General features: G+C 49.6%; 5 protein-coding genes (1 of these 5 cut by a window edge). All 5 read right to left on the bottom strand.

Annotated elements, in window-relative coordinates; genetic code table 11:
• Tightly spaced (at most 12 nt apart), the 5 genes in view from ACQ5BJ_RS04430 to ACQ5BJ_RS04450 form a layout consistent with a single transcriptional unit that may run on beyond the window.
• Window positions 1–14,429: the 5' portion of a non-ribosomal peptide synthase/polyketide synthase gene (locus ACQ5BJ_RS04430; protein WP_430108788.1), read on the bottom strand. The gene continues 298 nt to the left of window position 1, outside the view; 14,429 of the gene's 14,727 nt are visible here — the first part of the coding sequence; it begins with the start codon at window positions 14,427–14,429; the stop codon falls past the left edge of the window.
• An 11-nt stretch (window positions 14,430–14,440) separates the two neighbouring features.
• Entirely contained in the window at window positions 14,441–15,967 is a 1,527-nt protein-coding gene (locus tag ACQ5BJ_RS04435; RefSeq protein WP_430108790.1) for an SDR family NAD(P)-dependent oxidoreductase, read from the bottom strand.
• Window positions 15,964–17,691 (bottom strand): HAD-IIIC family phosphatase, encoded by a 1,728-nt coding sequence (locus tag ACQ5BJ_RS04440; RefSeq protein ID WP_197267980.1) that lies wholly within the window; start codon window positions 17,689–17,691, stop codon window positions 15,964–15,966. Before ACQ5BJ_RS04440 ends, ACQ5BJ_RS04435 begins: the two co-directional genes overlap by 4 nt.
• 12 nt (window positions 17,692–17,703) lie before the next feature.
• On the bottom strand, window positions 17,704–17,946 hold the full coding sequence (locus ACQ5BJ_RS04445; RefSeq protein ID WP_430108794.1) for an acyl carrier protein: 243 nt from the start codon (window positions 17,944–17,946) through the stop codon (window positions 17,704–17,706).
• The gene (locus ACQ5BJ_RS04450; protein ID WP_289355738.1) at window positions 17,943–20,279 is read right to left on the bottom strand and encodes a hypothetical protein; all 2,337 of its coding nucleotides are present in this window, start codon (window positions 20,277–20,279) and stop codon (window positions 17,943–17,945) included. Before ACQ5BJ_RS04450 ends, ACQ5BJ_RS04445 begins: the two co-directional genes overlap by 4 nt.
• Window positions 20,280–20,307 lie beyond the last annotated feature (28 nt).

Below are 20,307 nucleotides of genomic sequence, written 5' to 3' on the forward strand. Positions count from 1 at the left end.
GATTCCTCAGCCGCTCCGAGCCACCCCGTTGGTGAGGTAATCTGATCGAACTGACCCAGATAATTGAAGCTGACCTCTGCTTCCGGAATTGCTTCCAACTGCTCGCGCAGTTGTTCACCTTCGCTTAGCCAGCGAAGCAAACCGTACCCTACGCCCCGATTCGGAATATTTGTCACTTGTTCTTTGAGCGCCTTAATCTGATCCCTTAACGTACCAGAAGCATTCCATTGTAAATACATCGGATACATAGAGGTAAACCAACCAACCGTTCTGCTTAGATCGGTATCTTCAAGCAGCGCTTCGCGGCCGTGACCTTCCAAAGTCACGATTAACCCGCGTTCTCCTGTCCAAGTGACAAAAGCTCGCAGAAGTGCAGTTAGGAATACTTCCGTAATTTCACTGCGATAAGCGGCTGGGACTTCCTTCAATAGAGATTGGGTTTCCTCTTGTGATAATTGCACCGATACTTCATTCATTGAGCTGAGCGTATTGGAGCCATTCTCATGATCAATCGGAAGTGGTACCGTATAGGAATCAACCATTCGCAGCCAATAGGCTTGTTCCTTATGCAGCTCATCTGTCTGTGCATAGGCTGTCAATCGCTCCGCCCAGCTCTTATAGGAAGTCGTCTTGACAGGAAGTGAAGGCGCTTGTGCTTGCGTCAACTGTCCGCACAACAAGTCCAAATCTTCAATCAGAATCCGCCAAGAAACTCCATCGATCGCCAGGTGATGGATCGCCAGCAGCAATCTTCTGCCCTGGTCTTTACCCAATTCGAACTGCACGGCCCTAATCAGTGGCCCTTCCATCAAATTCATGCCTGCCTGAGCAGACGTCGCTCGTGCTTCCATCTCATATCGCTGCTTCGCTTCGTCATAAGATGACAGATCGACGAACTCAAGAGGAACCTTTACTTCTGCCGCTGGAACGATGCGCTGTGTCCATCCTTTATCACCACCATTTGCATAACGCAAGCGCAGGGCATCATGGTGCAGAACCAGTTGATGAAGCGCCTCACTAAGCACTTGCGTGGCAATCGGTTTACGCAGTTCCAGCATCATAGCCTGATTCCAATGGTGTCGGTCGCAAATATCTTGGTTGAAGAACCAGCACTGAATCGGTGTCAGCGGCACTTCTCCTACAATTTCACCCTGATCCGCAACAACCAAAGCCTCTTCGCCAGCTACAGCTGACAGCTCGGCAATGACAGGATAATCGAACAGCATTTTAGTTTGTATGCGCAGACCTCTTTGGGCAGCCCGAGCGACAACTTGTATGCTAAGAATCGAATCTCCACCAAGCTCGAAGAAATGATCGTTAATACCCACCTTCTCCAAGCCAAGCACTTGCGCCCAGATGGAGCATAGTATCTCTTCCACTGCATTCCGAGGCGCCACATAAGCTTGGGCTTCGCTGCTCCAATCAACTTCTGGAAGCGCTCTGCGATCGATCTTGCCATTCGGCGTCAATGGTAGCCGATCCATCATCACGAACGCGCTTGGAAGCATGTAATCCGGCAATTTGTGCTTCACAAACTGACGCAGCGTATCCGTTAGTACGGCATTGGAGGCATTGTCCGTCTCGGCATTGGCCTGCGCTTGAGCCGGCACAATGTACGCCACCAGCCGGTTCTGGCCAGATGCATCCTGACGGGCAATTACACTTGCTTCCTCTACCTCCGGGTGATGGGAAATAACCGTTTCCACTTCTCCCAGTTCAATGCGGAAGCCGCGAATCTTCACTTGATCGTCCATGCGTCCGAGGTATTCGATCTCCCCATCTGCCGTATATCGGCACAGATCGCCTGTACTATACATTCTCGCATGTGGGTCAGCACGGAATGGATCTTGCACAAACCTCTCAGCAGTCAGCTCCGGTCTGTTCCAGTATCCGCGTGCCAAGCTGCTTCCCGCAATATATAGCTCACCGGGTACACCGATCGGCACAGGCTGTCCATTCTCATCTAGAATGTAGCATCTCGTATTGGCAATCGGTCTGCCGATTGTCGGCGCTTCTTCCGTATGCACACCGCATGCTACCATTCCACACGTCGCAACAACCGTATTCTCCGTTGGGCCATAATGGTTCACCAGCGCGAATGGCAATTCCACCTCCGGATGGCGATGCAGCTTATCTCCTCCTGTCAACAGGGCACGCAGCGGCGTTTCCTGCGGCCAGTCCACACTGACAACTCGCTCCGCCAATGGCGTCGGCAGGAATGTGAGCGTAATTCCGCTCTCGATCAGCCAATCCCGCAGCTGCTGCGGACTCAATCGGATCTCATCATCTACGATATACAGCGCCGCTCCGGCCGTCAGATACGGCCATATTTCCCATACGGATGCATCGAAGGCCGTTCCCGCAATGAGCGTAGCCCGATCCGCCTCTGTCACCTGATACGCTTCCTGATGCCATTGGATCAGGTTAAGCAGCGAATCATGCTGCACCTGCACACCTTTCGGCTGTCCAGTCGAGCCTGAAGTATAAATGATATAAGCCAAGTTGGCTGTACTTACAGCAACTTCCGGCGCTTTGTCGCTTTCCTGCGCGACGCGCGCCCAGTCTGAATCAAGGCACAGCGTTACCATGTCATGCTCTGCCTTCTCAGGCAGCTGCGCCAACAAGTCCACAGCCGTCAACAGTACCGGAACTTGCGTATCCTCAATGATGAAGCGCAATCTTTCCTTCGGATAATGAGGGTCAAGCGGTACATAAGCACCTCCGGACTTCAATACGCCGAGTACCGCAATGATCAGCTCCACACTGCGTTCCATGCAGATGCCAACTGGCACCTCTGCTCCGACGCCGCGCTTTGCCAAATGATGCGCGAGCTGGTTCGCCCGCAAGTTTAACTCGCGATAGGTAAGACGCTGCTCCCGGCTCACAACGGCTACAGCATCCGGCGTCTTCTCTGCCTGCTCCTCCACCAGCTTGTGGACACACGATCCTGCAGCAGAATTATTCAAAGTGTTGTTCCAATCTTCTAACAATTGCTGCTGCTCCTCGCGAGTCAGAATTACAAGCTCCTTCAATTGAACTTGCTCATCTGCATCTGCAATTTGCTCAAGCAGCATCTGCATATGACCGAGGGCGCGATGAATGGTAAGCGGATCGAACCGCGCTTTCGAATACAGCATACGCAAGGATAAAGCTGCACCTGGTACAACTGCAAGCGTAAGCGCATAGTTGGTTTGTTCACTGGTTTCCACGGATTGCAGCCGCAGTTCATTGGTTGTTTCACTGCCTGCGTCTACTGGATAATTTTCGAATACAAGGATGCTATCAAACAACGATGTTCCATTAGGCACCTCACTGCAGTTCTGAATCAGCGACAGCGGCGTGTACTCGTACAAACGCTGTTCAGCTTGCTCGTCTTGAAGCTGCCACAACCAGTCCATCAAATAATCATCCCGATTCACACGCACACGTACCGGTAAGGTATTAATAAACAGTCCTACCATCGCCTCAATGTTCGGTACATTCGCCGACCTGCCAGATACGGTAGCGCCGAATACAACATTGCTATCTCCGCTATAACGACTGAGCAGAATTGCCCATGCCCCCTGAATCATCGTATTCATCGTGACCTGCTTGCGCTTCATCATGGAGTGCAGGTTGGCCGTTACCTTCTCCGTCAATTCCAACCGGAGCTCTTCATAACTAGATTCATTTGCTGCTGCTTGTTTCTTTTCCATGACAAGCGGTGTAGGAGTTTGGAAGCCAGACAACTGCTCTTTCCAATACAGCTCCGCCTGCTGCAGGTTCTGCTCATGCAGCCATTCCATATAGTCTCGATACGGTCGAGATGGTGGAAGCTGCAACTCTTCGTGCTGCTGTGAGTAGCTGCGATACAATTGGAACAGCTCACGTAATAAAAGCGATACGCTCCATCCATCCAGCAGCAAATGGTGAAAGCTCCATACCATCCGGTATTGTTCTGCTCCTTCCACCCCGATACGGAACAAGGCCACACGCATGAGCGGAGCTTGATCCAATTGGAATCCCTGCTGCTTCTCATCTGCCAAGTACTGCTGCAGCCGCTGTTCTTGCTCGGCTTGCGACAACTGGCGCCAATCGGCTTGTACATAAGGCATAGTTGCCTGCTGGTACACCACCTGATGCGGATGGTTCATGTCTTTCCATACGAACCCCGTTCGCAAGATGCTGTGCCGATTCACTAATGTCTGCCACGCCTTGTGGAATGCCTGAGTATCCAAACTGCCTTCCAGTACCGCGTTCATATTTTCAAAGTACATGCCCGATCCTGGTGAGAGCAGCGTGTGAAACAGCATGCCTTGCTGAGTAGGCGACAACGGATAAATGTCCTCGATCGCACCGTCTCCAGCGTACAGCCGATCCAATTCCATTTGAGTAACATTAGCCAACGGGAAGTCAGATGGCGTTATTCCACCCGCTTCTGGTTCAAGACAATGTGCAATTAAATTACGGAGTGCCGACATGAATTCATCAGCCAATCGCTCGATTGTTGTGCGTTGATGCAGATGTTCGCTATACTCCCATACCATCTGCAGTTCGCCATCGCTAACCATGCCATACACATCAAGCACATGTCTCCGGTTTCCGCCAATACTTTGCTCCAGCTCTACTTTGTCAAAGAACGCTGAACCAGCTACTAATTGATCAAACTGACCGAGGTAATTAAAAATGACCTCAGCATCAGGTTGACTCCAAGACTCTGCCCGCATCTCAGGATCTTCTGATAAATAACGCAATATGCCAAATCCGATGCCTCGATTCGGAAGCGCTCGGAGCTGCTCTTTGACCGATTTCAATACAGTTCCGAGATCGTCCTCTGCTTCAAGTTTGAGAAAGACAGGATAGAGCGACGTAAACCAGCCTGCAGTACGTGCTACATTGACATCTTCAAAGAGATCTTCACGTCCATGCCCTTCCATATGAATGAGCAGGGAATGTTGTCCCGTCCAGCCCTTAAAAGACTGCACAAGTGCAGTAAGCAGCACGTCATTGACTTGCGTTCGATAAGCAGAAGGCACTTCCTGCAGCAACAGCCTTGTCTCGTCGGCCGATAACTTGATGCTTACTTTACGCAAAGAAGCGTGCGTATTCTCGCCAAGGTAATGATCGACTGGAAGCGGTGAGCTGGCCCATCGTGCAGGATTAAGCCAAAAAGTTCGTTCCTTGCCAGCCGTCTCAGAGTTCGCATATGCATCCAGGCGTGCTGCCCATTCTTGATAAGAGGTATGCTTCAGTGGAAGCTGTGGCTGCTGTCCACGCTCCAACTGTGCATAGACCGTCTGCACATCTTCAAGCAGCAACCGTAGTGTAATTCCATCGGATACAAGATGATGGACAATGATCGTCAGCCAATCCGAGCAGCCTTCTCCCGTGCGGAAATAAATGAATCTGATAAGCGGTCCGTCCGTTATATGCAGCCGACCTTGCCACTCCGTAATGGAAGCTGCTTTGACAGCCGCTTGTTCTTCTTCGGTATACCGTGATAAATCAACTTCTGACACGGGCGCTGTCCCATCAAATGCAACGTTCTCTTGCCGCCATCCAGTTTCATCCTGAACGAATCGCAGCCGCAAACCATCGTGATATCTAAGCAGCTCCTCTACCGCCTGCGTCAACAGCACTTGATCCATAGGACGGGCAACATTCAGATGGACAATTTGATGCCAATGACTCCAATCAGGCAGATCGGATTCGAAGAACCAATGCTGAATCGGTGTCAGCGCCACAGTTCCCGTCACTTCGCCCTGATCCTGCTCCACTTGGACAGCTGTAACTTGAGCTACTTCAGCCAGTTCGGCTATTGTCTGATAGCGGAACAACTGCTTCGGTGTCAGCTTCAAGCCTGCTTGGCTCGCCCGGGATATGATCTGAATACTGAGGATAGAATCTCCTCCCAAGCTAAAGAAACCATCATGAATGCCAACCCGATCCACCCCAAGCACCTGCTGCCAAATGCTGCACAGCACGCGCTCCACCTCGTTGCGCGGCTCTGCATAATTGTCGCTGCCCTCTGCCGCTCTATCCGGCATCGGTAACGCTTTGCGATCAACCTTGCCGCTTGGTGTTAGCGGGAAACTGTCCATCGACACAAATGCTGACGGAATCATATAGTCCGGTAAAAATTCCTTGAGATGCGTCCGCAGCATATCTGTCGTCGGTGCCACAGCTGCGGACACGTTCGGAACAAAATAACCAATCAACTGCTTACTGCCCGCATGACTTTCCTGCACCATCACGACCGCTTCTCTTACTGCCGCATGGAGTGACAATACCGTTTCAACCTCTTGCAATTCGATACGGAAGCCGCGAACCTTCACTTGATGATCCATGCGTCCTAAATATTCAATGACGCCATCGCTTCGGTAACGGCACAAATCGCCCGTGCGATACATGCGTTCCCCAGCTTGTTCTGCGAACGGATTATCAATGAACTTCTCAGCGGTCAGTTCTGGACGGTGCAAGTAACAGCGCGCCAGACCTTGTCCGGCAATAAACAGCTCCCCAGGTACCCCGATCGGTACGGGACGCAAATGAGTATCCAAGATGTAGCAGCTCGTCGCAGCGATTGGATATCCAATCGGCGGCGAGTAATCCGCATCTGGTTCCACCAGCCAATATGTCGAATAGGTCGTATCTTCAGACGGACCGTACAGGTTGTACAGACGTTGTATGGAACCAACCCCGTATATTTGACGTGCTAAGTTCAATGGCAGCTGCTCTCCTGCCAAGTTGACCGTAACAACAGAAAGCGGTACCCCGTTCATCCGTATCAGTTCTGCCATCGCGGATGGAACCGTGTTGATCAGGCTTACTTCTTGAGCAGCGGGCAGCTCCGGCAAATAAAGTGCATTTTCGGCTAAAATGACCTTGCCCCCGCATGTAAGCGGCAGGAACAACTCGAACACGGATAAGTCGAAGCTGATCGAAGTAGCAGCTAATACGCCAGCCAACTCATCTTCTGTGAAGTTCTCACGGCACCATTTCAGGAAAGTAACCGTATTGCGGTGCTCCAGAGCCACTCCTTTCGGTCTCCCCGTAGAACCTGACGTATAAATGATGTATGCCAGATTATGCTCTGACACACCGCTCTCAATAGGCTCATCACTCTGAAGATCAATAGCAGGCCAGTCAGTATCCAGCCATATCGTTTGCGCCGCATGTAACGGCAGCCGATCCGCTAATTGAGATTGGGACAGAAGCACCTTCACTTCTGTGTCTTCCAAAATAAATCCAAGCCGATCCTTCGGGTATGATGGATCAAGCGGTACATAAGCGCCGCCCGCCTTCAGAATTGCCAACAGACCGATGAGCATTTCCGCAGTCCGTTCTATACATATGCCAACTAAAAATTCAGGGCCTACCCCAAGCTGACGCAAATGGTTTGCAAGCTGATTCGCCCTTCGATCCAATTCGCGGTAGCTGATTCGCTTTTCGTCTACGATCAGAGCCGTTGCATCTGGCGTACGCTGAACCTGCTCCTCGATTAAATGATGAATCGTCGTGTTCGCGGGCACTGCCTTTCGTGCTCCCGCATTAAATTGGGTTAACAACAATTCATGTTCTGCTTCTGTTAGCAACGGGAGCTCTTGCAGCATCAGCTGCTCGTCCGCTTGCACGATACCAGTCACAATCATTTGCAAATGCCCCAGCAGCCTTTCAACAGCCTGCTGTTCGTAACGTCTGCGATCGTAGATGGCGCGCACTTCGAGTCGTTCTCCAAGTACTACGATAATCGTCAATGGGTAGGTGGTCCGTTCCAGTATCGAAATATCACCAACGGACAATCCCGTCTTGGCGGTCAGGTCAGAACGACTAACAGGATAGTTTTCGAATACGAGCAACGTTTCAAATAACGGCTGTCCATTCGGTACTTCACTGCAATCCATGACCAATGACAGCGGTGTATGAGCGTACTGAATCCAATCCGCTTGGCGCTCCTGCAGCTTCTGAATCCATGCCGACAGCTCCGTTTCTTGCTTGACTTGGATCCTTACAGGTAATGAATTAATGAACAGTCCAATCATCGATTCGATATGCGGCAATTCAGGCGGCCGTACTGATACAGTCGCTCCGAACAGCACATCCTCCTCGCCGCTATAGCGGTGCAGCAATATAGCCCATGCTGCTTGCATGAGTGTATTGACCGTAACGCGCTGTTTGCGTGAAATATGATGCAACCCTTTCGTTGTTGACTGCGTAAGTAATATTGAATGCTGTTCAAATATTTCCTCTGTAAGACGGGTTGCTCCACCGATAAGCAGTGATGTCGGTGTGCTGAATCCTTGTAAATAAGAGCGCCAGTATTGTTCCGCTTCATTCAAATTCCGTGCGGCGCACCACTCAATATAATTCCGATACGGAACAGCGATATCCTGATGAAGCGTTTCGTGATTCATGAGTGCTTTATAGATATCGAACAGTTCATGCAATACCGCAAATACACTCCAGCCATCCAGTAAAATGTGGTGGAAGCTCCACACAAACTTCGTCCGCTCGTTTTCAAGACAAATCAGCATTAGACGCATAAGTGGCTGACTAGACAGATCAAATCGCTCTTGACGATCCTGTTCCAATAATTGCGAGATCTGTTTCTGCTGCTCCTCTACTGCAAGATCAAGCAGATTGATCACCTTGATAGGTATATTCACGTTCGCAAGTACAATCTGATGAGGCTCCTGCAGCCATTCCCATTGGAAAAATGTGCGGAAGATCGCGTGACGTTGAATGATAGACCGCCAAGCACGATCGAACACCTCTACATTCAGCGGTCCCGTCAATTCGGTGACAGCCTGTTCGAAATAGACGGTAGATTCCGGCGAATATAATGCATGGAATAGCATCCCTTGCTGCAGTGGCGATAGCAGATGTACATCTTCCAACTCTTTATAATCACGCGCAATCCGATCAAGCTCCTGTTGACTTAGAGCGGATGCCGGAAAATCAGATGGCGTATATCCTCCTGCTTCTGAAGACATACAATGCGCTATGTATTGTGTAAGTGCATCAATGAAGCCGTGGGCTACTCGCTCAATTGAAATCGCATCATGAAGTGTGCGACTATACTCCCAAATCATCTCCAACTGACCATCGCGGATCATTCCGTGTACATCAATGGCATAACGTCTGCGGCCTTGCAAACTACGCACATTTCCTATGTTCCCCTTGGAAAGTGAGAATAGCTCACTGTTTGCAACCAGTTGGTCGAACTGACCCAAATAATTGAAGCTGATCTGCGGTTCAGGATGAGCTTGCTCTGTCCAGCTCATATTCGGATCATTGGACAAGTAACGCAGCAGTCCGTAACCAATGCCGCGATTTGGTATGCGGCGCAGCTGCTCTTTTACTGCTTTCAATTGGCTGCCAAGAGATGGATCCGTGCCCAACTGCAGACGAACTGGATACAACGATGTAAACCATCCGATAGTGCGGGAAATATCTATACCATCAATAATATCCTCACGACCGTGGCCTTCCAGGGCGACATAAAGACTGCGGCCACCTGTCCATTCTGTGATGGCGCGGGTCAGCGCAGCGAGCAATATATCATTAATGTGCGTTCGATATACTCGCGGCACTTGCTGCAACATCAGCCTCGTATGTTCGGTATCCAAGGTAACCGTAACTTGGCCAATAGTCGCAACCGTATTGCTTCCGGTTACACCATGTGACATATCAACTGTGACAGGGAGCACAGCCTCTTCTGGCTGTACGTCGGCCACCGATTGCCAATAATGCTTCTCTAGCCCTGCCAACTGTTCACTGCGCGCATACGATTCCACTGCCATTGCCCAGTCGCGGAAAGAAGTCGTCTTTGGTGGCAGCACCGCCTTGTCTCCATTCACCAATTGCCGATAAACGGTCTCTAAATCCTCCAGCAGAATTCTCCAAGAGACACCATCAATAACGAGATGGTGGACGACAATCAGCAGCTTGTCCACGTGTCCAAGACGGAACAGCACGGCGCTCATTAACTTCCCAGCGGTCAGTAGCAGGCTTCTCTGTACTTGGTCTGCGTGCTGCTGCATAGCGGCTTCCTGCTTCTCGGAAGGTAAACGACTTAGATCGACTATTTCTACAGAAAGCGTCGGCGCCTCTTCTTCATTGATTTGCTTCCAGCCTTCCTCCGTCTGGAAGTAGCGCATGCGAAGTGCGTCGTGGTGTTCCAATAAATAACCGAAGGCTTGTCCAAGCAGCTTGGAATCTGTAGACTGCTTCAATGACAGCAGCATCGCCATATTCCACTGATCAAGTTCTTCCAGCTCTTGCTCGAATAACCAGCGCTGAATCGGCATCAGCGGAACATTGCCGACTACCTTTCCTTGCTCAGCAGCTACCATTGATCCAATCGCCGCCGAAGCAGCCAATTCTGCAATCGTCTGATACTGGAACATGTGCTTCGTCGTAATCGGAATTCCAGACCGATTCGCACGGGACACGATCTGAATACTCAGGATCGAATCTCCGCCCAGCACGAAGAAGTTATCGTGAATACCGATTCTCTCTATCCCTAATACTTGTTGCCATATGTGCAGAAGCTCTGCTTCTGTTTCCGAATGCGGAATGTCGTGTTCACTATCACTGGAAATGGAGTAATCAGGAACAGGCAAAGCCTTATGATTCACTTTACCGTTCGGGGTCAACGGTAGTTCATCCATCTGGACGAATGCTGTCGGAACCATATAAGCAGGCAGAATTTCCTTCAAATATTCCTTCAACTGCTGTTGTTCCAGCATGAAGTCACTAACTACATAACCGACAAGACGGCGAGTGCCTTCGCGGTCTTCATGCACAACGACCGTACAGCTTCTTATATTCGGATGTCCGGACAGCGCACTCTCGATCTCTTTGAGCTCAATTCGATAGCCGCGTATTTTCACCTGATGGTCGATGCGGCCAATGAACTCAATAGAACCATCCGGCAAATAGCGGCACAGGTCTCCGGTCCGATACAATAGCTCGCCGCTGCGGAATGGATTCGGAACAAACCGCTCCTCTGTCAGATCCGGACGCCCCCGATATCCCCGAGCCAAACCTTGACCGCCAATATATAGCTCGCCGCGCACACCAATCGGAACAGGCTGCATGGTCGAATCAAGCAAATAGGCACGTATGTTATCGATTGGTCGGCCGATTGTAATCGGTCCTTCTCCGCCTGTGAGTACGATGCCGCTTGTCGCAACCACCGTCGATTCCGTCGGACCATAGTGATTGATCAATTGAAACGGCAATGCGGAAGATGGTGCAAAGCGCAGGCGATCCCCACCTGTCAACATATAACGCAAAGGCACAGATTGTGGCCATTGCTCCATGATTAACGTCTCTGCTAGAGGCGTAGGCACGAACGAATGGGTGATTCGGTTTAACACCATCCAATCTCGTAATCTGGCAGCATCCATGCGAGCATCTTCATCTACCACATGCAACGAAGCTCCTATAGATAGGTATGGCCACAATTCCCATACTGAAGCGTCAAATGCTGTACCCGCCAATAAAGTAGCACGATCGTCCGGAGTGACATGATAGGCACGTTGATGCCAGAAAACTAGATTGAGTAAGGCGTTATGCTCGATCTCTACTCCTTTCGGCTGCCCGGTAGAGCCGGAGGTATAGATGACATACGCCAAATCAGCAGTTGTACATGCATGATCCGGATTATCAGTGCAATACCTTTCATAGTATTCAACATCCCGATCCAATAAGATGGTGCTCGGAATAAACTTAACCGGTATATATTCCAGAAATTCCCCTTTTGTCAATAGCATGCTGACCTGAGCATCTTGCAGCATGAAGGCTACGCGTTCACGCGGATACGCAGGATCGATCGGCAAATACGCTGCACCTGTCTTCAGCACAGCAAGCTGAGCCACTACTAAATCAATGGATCGTTCCGCATAGATAGCAACAACCGTTTGATTAACGGCACCTTTTTCCAGCATGTAATGAGCGAGGGAGTTCGCACGCTTGTTCAGTTCATTATATGTAATCCGTTCCGCTCCGCACGTAACGGCTATTCGCTCTGGCATCATCTCAGCCCGCTCGGCTACGAGTTCATGAACAAATTTTGCGGCAGGATGCGGCACATTCGTGTCATTCCATTCAATGACAAGCTGCTCCCGCTCGCTGCTCGTAAGCAGTAATAAGTTGTCAATGCATTGGGAGCAATCCTGAACTGCCGATTGCAGCAGAGTCTGGTAATGATCCTGCATCCGAGCGATCGTATCCGGATTAAACAGATCAGTATTGTAGTCGATGGCTACATAAAGACCGCGCTCACTTTCCTCTACGGCCATGCTTAAATCAAACTTGCTCGTACCGTTAGATAATTCATGGAACTCCATGCAAACATTTTCCACTTCGCGAGTAGTCGCAGGTAAATTATGTAGTGCGAAGGTAGCTTGGAAAATAGGTGTCGCTGCTAGAGATCGTTCTGGGTTCAAAGCTTCAACCAGTTGCTCGAATGGCAAATCCTGATTTGAATATGCTTCTAGTGTAGTCAGCTTTATCTGCTGCAATAGATCTCGGAAAGAAATGTTATCCGCAAAGTCGGCCCGCAGAGCAAGCGTATTGACGAAGAATCCTATCAATCCTTCAATCTCCGTACGCTGCCGATTCGCCACAGGCGAGCCGACGACAATGGTTTCTTGCCCCGTGTACCGATGAAGCAGCGCTTGGAATGCCGTCAATAGCACCATATATAACGTGACTCTTTCGCGCTTGCACAGCGCGTTGATTTCCCCAGCCAACTGAACCGGTACTATCCGGCGATCCGTTGCGCCATTAAAAGTTTGCACCGCAGGGCGAGGACGATCTGTCGGCAGCAGCAGCAGCGGCGGGATGTCTGAAAGCTTGTTGCGCCAATACTCCAACTGGGCATCTATCCGTGCTCCTTGCAGCCATGCACGCTGCCAATGAACGAAATCGGCATACTGCACTGGAAGCTCGCCCAAATTCGGAGGTTCATTCGTTATGTATGACATATAAAACTGCTGCAACTCATGCTGCAGAACACCTAAAGACCAGCCATCTGATACAATATGATGCATCGATAGCAGCAGCAAATGCTCATCTACCGCTTGTTGAAGCAGAATTGCCCGAAAGAGCGGACCCTTGTTCAGATCAAATGGCCGCCGCGATTCTGTATAGATAATTGACTGCAATTGCTTCTGCTTCTGTGCTTTGCTGCCTGTCAACTTCTGCATCTTTATTGGAAACGAACCAGTCGGCGCTATTCGGGTGACAGCCTGCCCATCTATGAAGTGAAAGGTAGTACGCAATATATCATGGCGGGAAACTATGGACTGAATACTTTGCTGCAGTGCATCAATAACGAGCGAACCCGATAGGCGAATGGACAATGTCATATTGTAATAAGGGCTGCCTGGCTCCAATTGATCCAAGAACCACAATCGCTGTTGTGAAAAGGAGAGCGGAAAAACACCGCTTTTATCGTATATGACAAATTTATGCCCCGCTTCAAATCCTTCATCGGCAATTTCCGATGCGGATATGCATTCGACCAGCGTTTCGATTGTCGGATATTCAAAAATGGCTCGGATCGGCAACTCTACTCCAAATGACTCGCGAATGCGGGACATGATCTGGGTAGCAAGTAATGAATTGCCGCCCAGCGTCAGAAAGTGATCCGTAATACCGATCGGCTTCGTCAGCAAAACATCTTCCCATATCGATACAAGTGTTTCTTCATTAGGCGTTCGTGGTGCTGCGTAGACGGAATATTGATCAACGGATGTTTGCTGCTTGCTCCAGCGTATCCCCTCCATAATTTGTGTGCTGGTGCGGAGTTTATTTCGAATATCACTCCATAGTTCCGTCAGATTCGGTTCCATCCGTCCTACGGTGAACGCCTTCCTCAAGTCGATAGAACGTCTAGGCCCAATTGCTCTTGACGTCTCCTCCCCTTCTGCTGCAAGCGACGTAATGAGCTCCTGCACAGGCAGGATTGCACCAAATCCTCCCTCTTCCGGTACAATCCAATTTGCAGCGACACGTTTCACAAAGTCTGCGGACACCGTATTGCGAGGGGTCTTGCGATAATGCAAATGTATATTCTTGCAGCCTAGCCGTTCTGCTAGGCCAGCTAATTTCTGCAAAACAATAATCTCAATATTTTTCCCTAGTATTTTGCAGCTAATAATATAAGAGTGAACGTCCAGCACGTCTCCGTTCTGCACAAACAACATGACTCCAGCCACGCCATATTCGCCGAAGCGATCACTGGCTTCGATGACCCAGCATTCATGGGACTGCCGATCGATCAAATCCTCCAACGCTGCACGATCCAGACCATGTGCCGTCAGATGGAAGTCTGCCGTCCAATTCGTGAGGTATACAACCTTATCGAACTCTTTCTCCGTTGCCGGGCGAAAGTCTACACGCAATTCCATGCGGCTTAGAAAATCTAACAACTGCATGCCAATCCCCCCTATTGATGTCGGAAAGAGCCTTCCAGAATCTCATAGCCATCCTTAGCCGATGTGTTTCCGATACGCTTAATTACCTCCACCGCAACATGCTCAGGCATAATCGATTCGTGTCGAGCCAACGGCATATTGCTGAGGTCAGTCCGCATTCGCGGAGGTCGTACAATCAAGAGCTTTCCCTTGTGCCGCTTGGCGACGGTTTTCGCCAGCCCTTCTATAGCGCTTTTGGCTGCAACATAATGCGGATAATCAGGCGGAACATCCGTAACGCTCTCAGCCGACAGCACAACACTCCAACCTTGCTTCGCAGCAACCGACTTTAGCCATACAGTTAATGGCACGCTGGTCAATCGGAAGCTGCTCGCTACGTATTGCTGCATGCGTTCCAGTTGCTGTACCTCTGTTGTCATCGGTAACATCGGGAGTCCGGCGTTAATTACCAAGATATCAGGCTTTCCAAACTCATCATCCCAACACTTCTGTAGTTCCAAACACCATGCAGCATCACCGGCATCTCCTTGATATGGTCGTATGCTTCCACATCCGGCAGGTACCATCTCCGCCAGCCGCCTCATAGACTCTTCGCTACGATGATATATGGCGAGTACAGTAGCGCCCTGCATCGCTAAACCGAGCGACATTGCTGCTCCGAAGCCGCGGCTTGCTCCCATTACGATCGCTACCTTCCCCACTAGTGTCCGCGATCTCGGCAGCAACTCTTCTATCCGATCTACTGTCACCTCAGCAACTGGTTCCCGCAAGAAGACGTGAAGCTCCGATTCTGCAACTAATGTATCTTGCGATTTGAGAGTCGCACGCGCCCGCATTTTGCTGAATCGATCGTCATAACCAATGACTTCAGCATCATAATTAATCGCGGCATCGCCAATTACTGCCTGCTCCCGAAAATGCATCGTCAACTTGTTGCATAATGAATGCCTCCCCGGAAGTACCATTCCGGCAAGATACGTCTGCCACATGAGTGCTGCTGCCTGTGCTGCGCCTACACCTTTGTCACGCAGCTTCAATCTTTCCATCCATATGTCCAAGGAAGGCTGGAGCGGCCAGTATTCTCCGTTCACCTGGCGTCCCTTATACAGGTCGCTTCCACTTAGCTCTATCGGTTCTTTACGAACTTTCGGCTGTGCCTCCATCCGGTTCGGTTCGCTAGGAGAGCCAGGCCGGAAGAATGCTTTTCCCTTTGCGGCTATTCGCTCGCCGTCATAAATTCGGAAATGACTCTCCTCCATAGACTCGCTTACGGTCTCGATGATGTAATCTACCTCGACAAACAGCGGATGTACAAATTCGGCCGTAACACTCGACAACGTATATCCCTCTCGATCAGGGAGAGAAGATAAACAGAAGAGCTGCTCCAGTGCTCCATACACAATTCGTGCCCCATAAGGCGTCCGGTATGCATATGATGCATCGGCATGCAATGGGCTCCAGTCATGGCTGGCACGAGCAAACTCATCCAGATCCTCCATTGTAAAGCGGATAACGGAATGCGTAACTTGTGCCATCATGACACAACCACTTCGTCTTCTCGAGTAATATAGGCAGGCCATTCCACACTCGCAACCTCGCATTTTTCACCAACCGCAATACAGCCAATTGAGGCAAAAAACTGTCTAGCCGGCTCATTTCGTGGATGCTGCTCCACTTGCGCCAGCAAGCGCAATACCCCACGTTCAGCCAGCAGCCTGAACGTCGCTGCAACCATTGCTTCTTCAATTCCCCTTCCTAGTACGCGGCAGCTAAGGACAAAGGTATCCAACTCTGCCGTATCACCTTCCAACTTTACAATCAACGCTCCTACGACTCCGTAATCGCCAAAGCGATCCTTGCATTCGCATAACAGAGGAACATAAGCCGAATCTTTACAAACCTCCATCAGCTCTGATTCGTTTCTTCTCCGGCAATTGATATTAAATTGATTGGTCTTATTCACTAACTGAGTGAATCGTGCCATGTCAGTGGCTTCCGGTGTAAACAGCCGGGCATGAATTTCGAGTCCTGCTCTGTATTGTTCCGGTCCAATGGCATGACTCGCAGCTTCCCGCCGCTTTGATTCCTGCTCATAGTAAGCAGCACGTCCTAAATCCTCTAATGTCGGCGGAAGACGATCCAACGTACCTGCTTGCTGCAATACACGGATGGCCGCAGATGGATCGGCCGGCATCTGAATGCAGGAAACCTCTGGAATCGAAGCCTGCACCTCTGCGATTTCTACTGGATTATCATCGATAAAGACAATGCTGTTCAGTCCGAGTCCCAGCTCTACAGCGATCTGGCGCAAACTCTCTGATTTAGGCTGCCAGCCAACTCGCCAAGCCGCGATATGTTCCTTTTTCAGTCTCATCTCCCGACGTTTTTCAAACACTTCTATAACGTCCTCGTGCGCGTTCTTGGAGCATACAGCGATCAACATACCCGCACGACGCAACTCCAGCAGGTAAGACTGAAAGGTTTTGAACGCTTCACCTTTCCCGTTGTCTGCCAAATCAATTCCCTCGACGCCATCCTCCCCGACAACGCCACCCCAAAGCGTATTATCCGCATCTACGGCGATCAATTTGCGAGGCGAAGACTTGCTTAACGTAATCAATTGCGCAGTGTTTCTGGCAATCGCATGGAACACTTCCTCCGTATATGGGATGCGTGCTAAGAAATACAACTGTTCATTGTAGGATTTCTCATATCCGAAGTGACGAATTACCTCTTCCGCGTCTACAAGCAGAACGCCAAGTTTGCGAGCAAGTTTGCGCCGCAGCTCCTCACGAACCGCTGTTGCTGCCGCAAACACCCCCTCAACATTATTGGCATCCCCGACACCAAGAGGACGACGTTCCGACACGGCAGGCAAGATATAAACAAGCGTAGATTGCCATCTCCTAGAGGCTTCGAGAGCAGCATCCGCCATATCAATGGCTTCTTTCACATACGAACCGAGATTATCCGCCATCGGTAGCTGCTGGCCTGCCCACAGATCCTCCAGACTCGGCCATACCACCATGATATCCGGTTGAAAGCGTGCCGTAATACTGTTATCATTCAAGCATTCCTGCACTACTTGATTGTATGGACTAATCAATCCTTCAGAGATGAGCCCGCTTTGCTCCAATGTAATGCCCAGATACGGTTCGAGCGGGTTGATCGTGAACGTAGACAAGTATGCAATCTTTACATTTGCAGGCTTACCTGACTTTTTTATTTTTTGCCACTGCATGCGAAGTTGAAATAAGCTCACACTATCCCTCCTTTACACGTTGCCCGCAAGGGTCTCTATACCCTTCTGCTTGAGCATGGCTTTCACATCGCCAATCGTCTTCATCTGTTGAATTTCTTCGATCGTGAAGGACACCTCGTATGTCTCTTCAAGCGCTGTAATCAGATTAATATGTGCGAGGCTATCCCACTCCATTACGTTGTCTCGTCCTGAATCGTCGTTCAATTGCGCTTCAGGCACACCGGTCACTGCACTCAGAATCTCTTCACATCTCATACCAGTAACTCCTCTCGTTTTTGATTCCATCCTTCAAAATGATGCTCATCCAATGCCCAAGTGTCTTTTAAGAAAGACACCATATCATCAGGATCTGTAGAAGTGCGCACCACTGTAATGCCTGAACAGCTTACGCGCACCTCTTCACAAAAAGCTGGATTGGCTCCTATATACAAGATTTCTTCCAGCCTGACCCCCTGATCGTTCGCCATTTCTTGCACTGCTGCCGAGATATGCTGGCTTCCAAAGCGCCAAGATGTTATGTGGCGCAGCCGCAGCGGCATAGAAGGCTGATCCCGAAAGGCCCGAATCATATCGATCTCTGCATTCGCGCCACAGAGGCAAATCGGGGTTCCCCGCTGCTGCACATTCACGAAATATTGCTGGAGTAAGCTATGGTGCTGTCCAACTTCAATTTGTTCACCTTCACTGCTTGAGCCAGACCAGATTACATCATCACACTCTACGATTACCATGCGATATGGCAGCTTCAGAAGAGGGTAAATGTGTCGTACAGCCCATGTACCTATCACCGCGAAGTATTCTGAAGTATAAGGAACATGCCCCAATTCATCAGCATATGCATCGGTTGTCGTCAACGTTGGATATAGGCGGGAAATATCATGATGTGAGGTTACCGTTACGTTAGTTACACGGCCTGCATTATGTATCATCAGAGATGTCAGATTTTCGTACCATTCAAGCTGGTGCTCATCCGCCTGTATTCGGTCCGAAGACGGCAGGATCAAAATCTGGGTTGGGGCCATATTCATACGTCGATAAGCCTCAAGCGTCTGGAACCATTCATCGACAAGCGCACAAGCTTGATCTGCTTCACTTTGGCTACTGTCCTGCAGCTGAAATACATCTTCCAAACGCAATAAAATTAAATTTATTCCTTCATGATTAGCAGCAAGTAAACTACGTGGATCGAGTAATTGCTGAAACACTTGATTGTAAGGAGCGAAACAGAGTTCATATGGTACCCTAAGGCGCTCCAGCCAGAATGATAAGGAATCGGCAACTAAACCGGATGTAAACGTTGATGAAATGGCTACCCGAAGTCGTAGAGGCGGGATGGATTCTGTCAATTGCCATATTGGAATGTGAGGATCAAGTGTATAACGATGCAGCAAATCTAGTATATGTGCGGTCATGCCTTGGGCAATTTCCAGTTCCCGCTTTCCCGCCCCGTGTACAAAATGGACTTCAAGCGCGTTATCGCGAGTGTCTAACTTGACGTCCAATTCATATCCCAATAAGCCGTCTATCGTTTCATACAATTCCCACCGTAAATTTGCAGTGTGCAAGCTTGCGTCCGGAAAGTTATTCTTGGAAATGCGCACTTGATGACAAGGCGTTCCTGCCGGCAATTGTGCAATCTGTCTCAACAGCCGTGGATCTTTCTGCCGACGTATGGCTATATCTAAGTCATGATTTATTCGGAGTGCCATATCGGCAAGCGTTTCCGACTCTTGTATGCTTGTTTCGAGATAAGAGGTTCCTACTCTCCCGTCCGACATGGCCACATGGAAGCGATCCTGTCCGCTGTACCGGTAAAGTATAGTCAACACTGCTGCTGCTACAAGGTCTGATATATGGAGGTTGTGCGCCAAAGCCAATGATTCGAGCTTTGTGTTGATCGGCGGATTTACTGTACACGCTGTCCGTCGTGATCCTGCACTAGAAGCACTCGATTCCTTATTTAGCTGATGATTGGTGAATAATTCAAGCATTTCGAAGGTGTCTATGTCTTGCAGAAGCGAGAGCTCTTCCTCTAACGGAAGAGGAGTGAAGTCTGTTGTCGATGATTGGTATATGTAGGATGAAGTATCTACCTCAAGTGTGGAATAAATATGGACCAATTCCTGAATCAAGCGATATACGATTGGTCTGTATGCAGCAGCTTGCACGTTCCAGAGAAGTCTGTGTTCTTGTTCTGTTACTTTAATCAAGCACGGATGACGCAGATGTTGTCCAATTGGATCGCACTGCTCAGCTTCCAGCCTAAGCAACAGTTCCCATGTGTTTGGATCATAATTCGCAATTTCCAACTCTTCGAGCTGCACGTTATGAATGCCAATTGGCTGGTTTATACTGTCTTGGAATCCAGCATACTTATTCATTAGATGCCTAATGCTATCTTCAAGCAGCCGTGGATTTAACAAGCCGATAAGTCGAACCTCAAAGGTCAGATCATGATTCACATAGTCATGAGTATTGCAGCTAAAAGTCTGCCAGGCAGTTCGATTAGGTGCCGTATTGCTTCCTCTTTTCCCCTTTTTCTCTTGTGGGTTCAACTCGCATAAGGTCGACGATTCTACCACTTGCATGAACTCACTTCCTTTTTCATAAAGACAT

The organism is Paenibacillus sp. B1-35 (assembly GCF_050474385.1).
In the GTDB taxonomy this organism is placed as follows: Bacteria; Bacillota; Bacilli; order Paenibacillales; family Paenibacillaceae; genus Paenibacillus_B; species Paenibacillus_B alvei.

Bases quoted from the DNA above. Each gene is read 5' to 3' on its own strand.
- ACQ5BJ_RS04445 (WP_430108794.1), bottom strand. From the start codon at position 17,946: ATGAGATGTGAAGAGATTCTGAGTGCAGTGACCGGTGTGCCTGAAGCG.
- ACQ5BJ_RS04435 (WP_430108790.1), bottom strand. From the start codon at position 15,967: ATGATGGCACAAGTTACGCATTCCGTTATCCGCTTTACAATGGAGGAT.
- ACQ5BJ_RS04450 (WP_289355738.1), bottom strand. From the start codon at position 20,279: ATGCAAGTGGTAGAATCGTCGACCTTATGCGAGTTGAACCCACAAGAG.